The sequence below is a fragment of the Chitinivibrionales bacterium genome, from assembly GCA_014728215.1.
GTDB lineage: Bacteria > Fibrobacterota > Chitinivibrionia > Chitinivibrionales > WJKA01 > WJKA01.
Genome location: WJLZ01000182.1, coordinates 36277 through 42491, shown reverse-complemented (window position 1 = coordinate 42491; position 6215 = coordinate 36277). Strand labels below are relative to the sequence as shown.

Annotated in this window: 7 protein-coding genes; 1 reads left to right on the top strand and 6 read right to left on the bottom strand. The window is 50.9% G+C overall.

The genetic code is table 11. The features are described from left to right. Positions 1 to 248: 248 nt before the first annotated feature. Positions 249 to 1922, top strand: coding sequence for a ribulokinase (locus tag GF401_15920; protein MBD3346542.1), 1674 nt, complete (start codon positions 249 to 251; stop codon positions 1920 to 1922). A 55-nt stretch (positions 1923 to 1977) separates the two neighbouring features. Here the strand turns inward: GF401_15920 and GF401_15915 are convergent, their stop codons facing one another. The 6 genes from GF401_15915 to cheB all read right to left on the bottom strand — a co-directional run bounded on the left by GF401_15915 (position 1978) and on the right by cheB (position 6194). Next, complete coding sequence (locus GF401_15915) at positions 1978 to 2877, bottom strand: HDOD domain-containing protein (protein MBD3346541.1); 900 nt, start codon at positions 2875 to 2877, stop codon at positions 1978 to 1980. Positions 2878 to 2894: 17 nt separating this feature from the next. Continuing rightward, entirely contained in the window at positions 2895 to 3251 is a 357-nt protein-coding gene (locus GF401_15910; GenBank protein MBD3346540.1) for a response regulator, read from the bottom strand. A gap of 33 nt (positions 3252 to 3284) precedes the next feature. Then, positions 3285 to 3746 (bottom strand): chemotaxis protein CheX, encoded by a 462-nt coding sequence (locus tag GF401_15905; protein MBD3346539.1) that lies wholly within the window; start codon positions 3744 to 3746, stop codon positions 3285 to 3287. A gap of 31 nt (positions 3747 to 3777) precedes the next feature. Then, a complete protein-coding gene (locus GF401_15900; GenBank protein ID MBD3346538.1) occupies positions 3778 to 4152 on the bottom strand; it encodes a response regulator in 375 nt (124 codons plus the stop codon). 47 nt (positions 4153 to 4199) lie between these two features. Beyond that, on the bottom strand, positions 4200 to 5036 hold the full coding sequence (locus GF401_15895; protein ID MBD3346537.1) for a chemotaxis protein: 837 nt from the start codon (positions 5034 to 5036) through the stop codon (positions 4200 to 4202). Between the two features lie 84 nt (positions 5037 to 5120). After that, on the bottom strand, positions 5121 to 6194 hold the full coding sequence (gene cheB, locus GF401_15890) for a chemotaxis-specific protein-glutamate methyltransferase CheB (GenBank protein MBD3346536.1): 1074 nt from the start codon (positions 6192 to 6194) through the stop codon (positions 5121 to 5123). Between the last annotated feature and the right edge of the window lie 21 nt (positions 6195 to 6215).

The following is a 6215-nucleotide window of genomic DNA, read 5'->3' as shown; positions in this document are numbered from 1 at the left end:
CTGCCCATACCCTCGACAATTTGTATATTATAAGCATCTTAGAGTCCCTAACAAAATGAGGTACGTAACGATGGCTGAGCGAGAAGACCCAGTGGCGAGGCAGGCGAAGCAGACATATCCGCTGAGATATGGCGATGCAGCCCAACGAAGCCAATGGGTTTTAGCAGCCGGCCGGAGTAGGATTTCATTTTGTTAGGGACTCTTAAGCATTTTTTGTACCATAACGGGTATATCCAAGAGGGTAAGCTATGAGTAAAAATTACGTTTTAGGTATCGATTATGGCACCGACTCGGTCCGGACTGTTCTGATAAATGCGTCCGACGGCAGCGAAGCGGCGTCGTCGGTTTGTCCTTATTCGCGATGGTCTGAAGGACGGTACTGTACCCCATCACAAAACCAGTTTCGTCAGCACCCTCTCGACTATCTGGAAGGCCTCGAAAAGACGGTAAAGGAGACGCTCGGGAATGCGCCCGCCGACGCCGCGGGCAATGTTCGCGGCCTGACAATCGACACGACCGGCAGTACGCCGGTCGCGGTCAATAAGGAGGGTACTCCCCTCTCCCTCACCCCGGAATTTAAGGATGATCCCGACGCCATGTTTATTCTCTGGAAAGACCACACCGCGGTGAAAGAAGCCGATGAAATCAATGCCTGTGCAAAATCATGGGGCGGGGTGGATTATACCATGTATGAAGGCGGCGTTTATTCATCGGAATGGTTCTTTGCAAAAATGCTCCATGTCCTCCGGATTAATGATAAGGTACGTGACGCCGCCTATTCATGGGTCGAACACTGTGACTGGCTTCCGGCACTGTTGTCCGGCAACACCGATCCACTCTCGCTCAGGCGGAGCCGTTGCGCAGCCGGTCACAAGGCCATGTGGCATCGGTCCTGGAACGGGCTTCCCTCCGAAGATTTTCTGACACAACTCGACCCCTTACTTCAAGGCGTGCGGGACCGACTCTATACCGAAACTTTTACCTGTGATCAAAAGGCCGGCGCACTTTGCGATGAATGGGCACAAAAACTTGGCCTGCAACCCGGTATTGCCGTGGGTGTGGGCGCATTCGATGCTCATCTTGGCGCGGTGGGTGGAGAAATCGCGCCCCATGTGCTGCTCAAAGTAATGGGAACTTCAACCTGTGATATGCTCATTGCTCCCATGGAAGAAACGGGTGATAAGCTCATTAAAGGGATTTGTGGTCAGGTTGACGGCTCCATAATCCCGGGCATGCTGGGCATGGAAGCCGGACAGTCGGCGTTCGGCGACATTTATGCCTGGTTCAGGGAGGTCCTCATGTGGCCGGTGCTGAATGTTGTTGCCCGAAGCTCCTCCCTTGACAATGGCGCCGGCGAAAAGCTGGTTGCGGAAACAACGGATGCGCTTATTCCGTTGATCACCGAAGCCGCCGAAAAAATTTCGGTTGAGGAATCTTCGATTATCGCGCTCGACTGGATGAACGGCCGCCGTACTCCCGACGCCAATCAGATGCTGAAAGGCGCGGTTGCCGGCCTCAATCTCGGAAGCACCGCGCCGGCCATTTTCCGGGCACTGGTTGAAGCCACCGCCTTTGGCGCTAAAAAGATTATAGAACGGTTTGTTGACGAAGGCGTGACAATCAAGGAAGTCATTGCTCTGGGCGGCGTGGCGAAAAAATCACCCTTTGTCATGCAAACGGTCGCGGATGTTATCAATATGAGTATCAAAGTGGCACAATCGGACCAGGCATGCGCACTCGGCTCGGCAATGTGCGCGGCAACCGCGGCAGGCCTCTATCCCACCATACAGCAGGCCCAGAAAGCAATGGGCAACGGCTTCGAAACAACCTATCACCCCCGTCCCGACAAGGCAAAAATATACCAGGACCTCTATCGGAAATATTGTACGCTGGGTGAGATTGTTGAGAAGAAAAATATATAATCGATTGCTTTTTGCTCGACAGAAGACCGTTGCAACAGGAGAACTCCGCAGATCGTTAACGCCGCGGGGAACTCCCCAGTTTCTGCGACAATGCAACAAAGGTATCGGTTTCGGCAATACGGGACTCGGTGTATTCGATGATTTTCCGCATTTCTTCCATACCGATACCGAGGTTGTCCCATGCTGAAAAACTGCACTCCTGCAGTTGGAGGTCACCCGGCTCGAAAACACCAAGGGCCGAACAGGCAAAATCACTGAGATGAACAACCTGGGTCAAGTCGACAAATGGTTCCGGGGCCTTTTCGGGAAAATGGTGAAAAGAAACCGCGGTAGCAACGTCTTCGGGAAGGCGCCACAGTCGGCAGAGGAGCCCCCCGATTTCACCATGGTCGATCCCGAGGGACCGTCTTTCTGCTTCGTAAACTGGTATGTTTTCCTTTTTCGCAACATTCCGGGCCTCGGCGTACCCCTCATAGAAATGACGGTCTAACACCAGTATCCCGATATCGTGAAACAATCCGGCAATATATCCGTCACTGTCAACTAATCGACGACGTTCCCCTACCTGCCTCACCGTCAGAGCAACACCGATGGAATGGCGCCAGAAATCGGAGAGTGATATCAGATTGGATGAAACCGGAAAAAGCTCCATGGCCGCGGCAGCAAGACATAACCTGCAAACCATGTCTATCCCGAGACGGCTGATTGCCTGATCGATACTGCTGATATCTCCATATTTTCCGGTATAATGCACCGAATTAGCCATTCGCATGATTTTCATCGCCAATCCGACATCCTGCTCAATTATGGCGGCGATTTCGCCGAATCCCGCCAGCGAAGTATCGGTGTTACACACCCGCTCCTTGAGCTTCACCATAGTACTACTCAGGCTGGGAAGCCCCTCTATCGACGAGAGGCGTGCGATAATTTCGCTGCGTTGTTTTTCCATGTTCATGTCGCTTTTCGGGACTGTTACAGGCCAAGCTTCTCCTGCAAAGCTTCAGGGGTAAAGGGCTTAACAATATAATTATTGACCCCCTCTTTCATTGCTACAATAACTTTGCTCTTTTCCGACTCCGATGTACACATGACAATTTTTACATCTTTATATGTATTGTCGGCACGCACTGTTTTTAAAAATGTCATGCCGTCCATAACCGGCATATTCCAATCGAGCAGAATAATGTCAACCGGCATATTGCTTGCGAGCACCTCGAGCGCTTCCTGCCCGTTTGAAGCCTCAACGGTATCGGTAACGCCCAACTGACCAAGCTGGTTTTTCATCATCCTGCGCATAACCGTGGAATCATCAACAAGTAGTAATTTCATAATAGGGCTCTCCTGAAGAGTAAGTATAAATCTCTATTTTCCCGGTACCAGGGCAACCTCCATGGCAAAGACGCCGAGAGCGCTTTCAAAGGGCACGATAAATGCCGGCACCCCTTTTATGTTAGTCACGACATGGCCGTTACCCATAATAATCTTCGGCAGAGAAATAGTTACGCTGTATTCATGAAGATATTGCTTGGCATATCCCGCGATGATGTTGGCGATTTCCCCCACGCCGTCCCTGACTTCTTCACCCACAACCTTGACACTCATTCCCAGCATGGCGGAAACCGTTTTCAGGGCCACGACCTTGGGGAAACAAATCGCTATCGACCCCTGCGCCTCGCCTGAAAGACCGATAATCCCGGAGACATCGAACTTCATGGTTGACGCGCTCTTGAGTATCGGTTTTCCCGGGCTGACCTCGGTATTCATCATTTTCTGAAAGGTCTCCATCGTCGACTGAATAAAGGGATTGATGTACTTTACATCCATTGACTACCTCGCTCAAATGCTGTATTGCCGGTTAGAGCCCCATCCCAAGCGCTTCCATAATTTTGGTGGCAAGCTCTTCCTGCGTGAAAGGTTTCATGACATAATTTTTTGCGCCCGAACTGATAGCCTGAATAACTTTAGGGCGCTCTATCTCGGTGGTTACCATGGTAACCGGAATGGTACGGAACCGTTTATCTTCTTTCATTTTTTTCAGCATCTCCATGCCGTTCATAACCGGCATATTCCAGTCGAGTAATACCAGATCGACCCGGCTTTCTTCCCGTTCGAGCACCTCCAGCCCTTCGCGGCCGTTACCGGCCTCAAGAAATTCGAACCCCAGAACATCAACGGCATTTCGTATGAATTCCCTGGTCGATTTCGCGTCATCAACAGAAAGCACACGCATCAGGCAGTCCTTTCTTGATTGTTGTCTTCAGCATTCGATCCATTTTTCTATTCTTTCCGGTAGTAAATACCCCGTCCCTCCCTGATCATGCGATACCCTTTACTGTAATTCATCAAGGATTCCGAGGCGCCGACAAAAAGAAGGCCGCCGGGGGAAAGCATATCATGAATCTTTTGCAGTATATCGCGCTTAAAGTCATCACTGAAATATATGAGCACGTTACGGCAAAATACAATATCCTGTTTGCCAAGATTATCAAAGCGGTCCTGAAGATTGAGTTTTTTGAACGTGACCATCGACTTTATCTTATTATCTATTGTCCACACCTTGCCGTCAAATGAAAAATATCTCGACTTGTATTCTTCCGAAAGTCCCCGTGAAATTGCAAACGAATCGTACCTTCCGCTCATGGCAAGAAAAAGCGCGGTCGGCGAGATATCGGTGGCAAGTATCTTTACTGTAGCCGGAGGAAATTTTGAATTTTGCCGCTCCAATTCTTTAGCAAGCATTGCAATAGAGTATGGTTCCTGTCCGGTTGAGCATGCTGCACACCAGATGCGTATTTCTCTGCGTTTCCCCGCATTCAGGTCTTCAGCCATTTCTTTGAGCACCGAACGCAGGATAGTAAAAGGCGCGCTATCTCTGAACCAGAGTGTTTCATTGGTAGTCATGGCATCGACAATTTTGTCCCGGAGCTTGTTGCTCGAATCGCTCAGGGCTTTGCGATGCAGCTCTCTGAAATCGCTGCACCCCTGTTCCGCCATAAGGGTTGTCAGCCGCGTTTCAACCAGGTACATCTTTTCATCACCCACATGAATACCGCACTGCTGCTCGATATAATCACGCATCAATCGGAATTCGGTAGGATCAATTTTGACGCTCATGATAGTTTCTCACGTTTGCTATGGCTTATGGTCATTCTCTGACGCTCCGCTTTGCAAAGCAGCTCGAAAAGTTTCGACATTCATTCATCTGCTACCGGTCTTTCGCGCCATTATTTCGGCAATGCTCTCAATGGGGATCGAAAGATCCGACATCCCTGCTTCATCGACCGCCCGGGGCATGCCGTACACCACACAGGATTTTTCTTCTTGGGTAATACAGAAACACCCTTTTCGCTTCAGTGCCCGAACCCCTGCCGCGCCATCACTTCCCATTCCGGTCAGGACAGCAGCAAGAACACCTCTGTTGCCGTAAAGATTTGCCACCGATCGGAACAGAACATCCACCGACGGTCTGCAGGAATTTTCCGGCGGACTGTCATTGAGCCCTATTACCACTTTCTTGTCCTTCTCCCGAACAGTCATATGCCTTCCACCCGGTGCGATATAAACTGTTCCTTTTTTCACCTCCATATGTTCTTCAGCCTCCACCACGGTAAGCGCCGATTTCCGGTCGAGACTTTCGGACAGGGACCGAGTGAATGACGGCGGCATATGCTGGACCAGTAAAACCGGGACAGGCAACGAGGCGGGCAACGTGGGGATAAGCTTACTGAGCGCTTCCGGTCCGCCGGTCGAGACGCCGACAGCGACAATAGCGAAGGAACGGGGAACCGGAGCTTTTGTTACCGCCCCGGCGAGTGCAGCGGATTTTTGAACCTTACCTGAAACCCTCTTGTCAATTCCCATGGTGTTTATTTTGATCCGCGCCAGACGAAGGACCGATGCGATATCCTTGCGGAGCCGTTCCCTGTTTTCTTCTGGCGCTCTGCCGTCCGGCTTGCGAATAAAATCGATCGCTCCCATCTGAAGGGCCCTGATCGTTACATCCGCATTCCGGGTACTGATCCCGCTCATCATGACCACGAGCGTTTGCGGACACTCGTCCCGGATGCGCTTGAGGGTCTCCACCCCGTCAAGACCCGGCATGTGAACGTCGCAAAACACCAGATCAACCGGATTTTGCTCCATCTTTTTCAGGGCAATCTCACCGTTGGGCGCTGTGCCCGCAATTTCAAGATCCGCGAACTCTCCAGCGATATCCGACACGAGTTTGCGCCAGATAATGGTATCGTCGATTATAAGTGTGCGTAGGGCCATGAATCTATTTCTTCCGGTTTT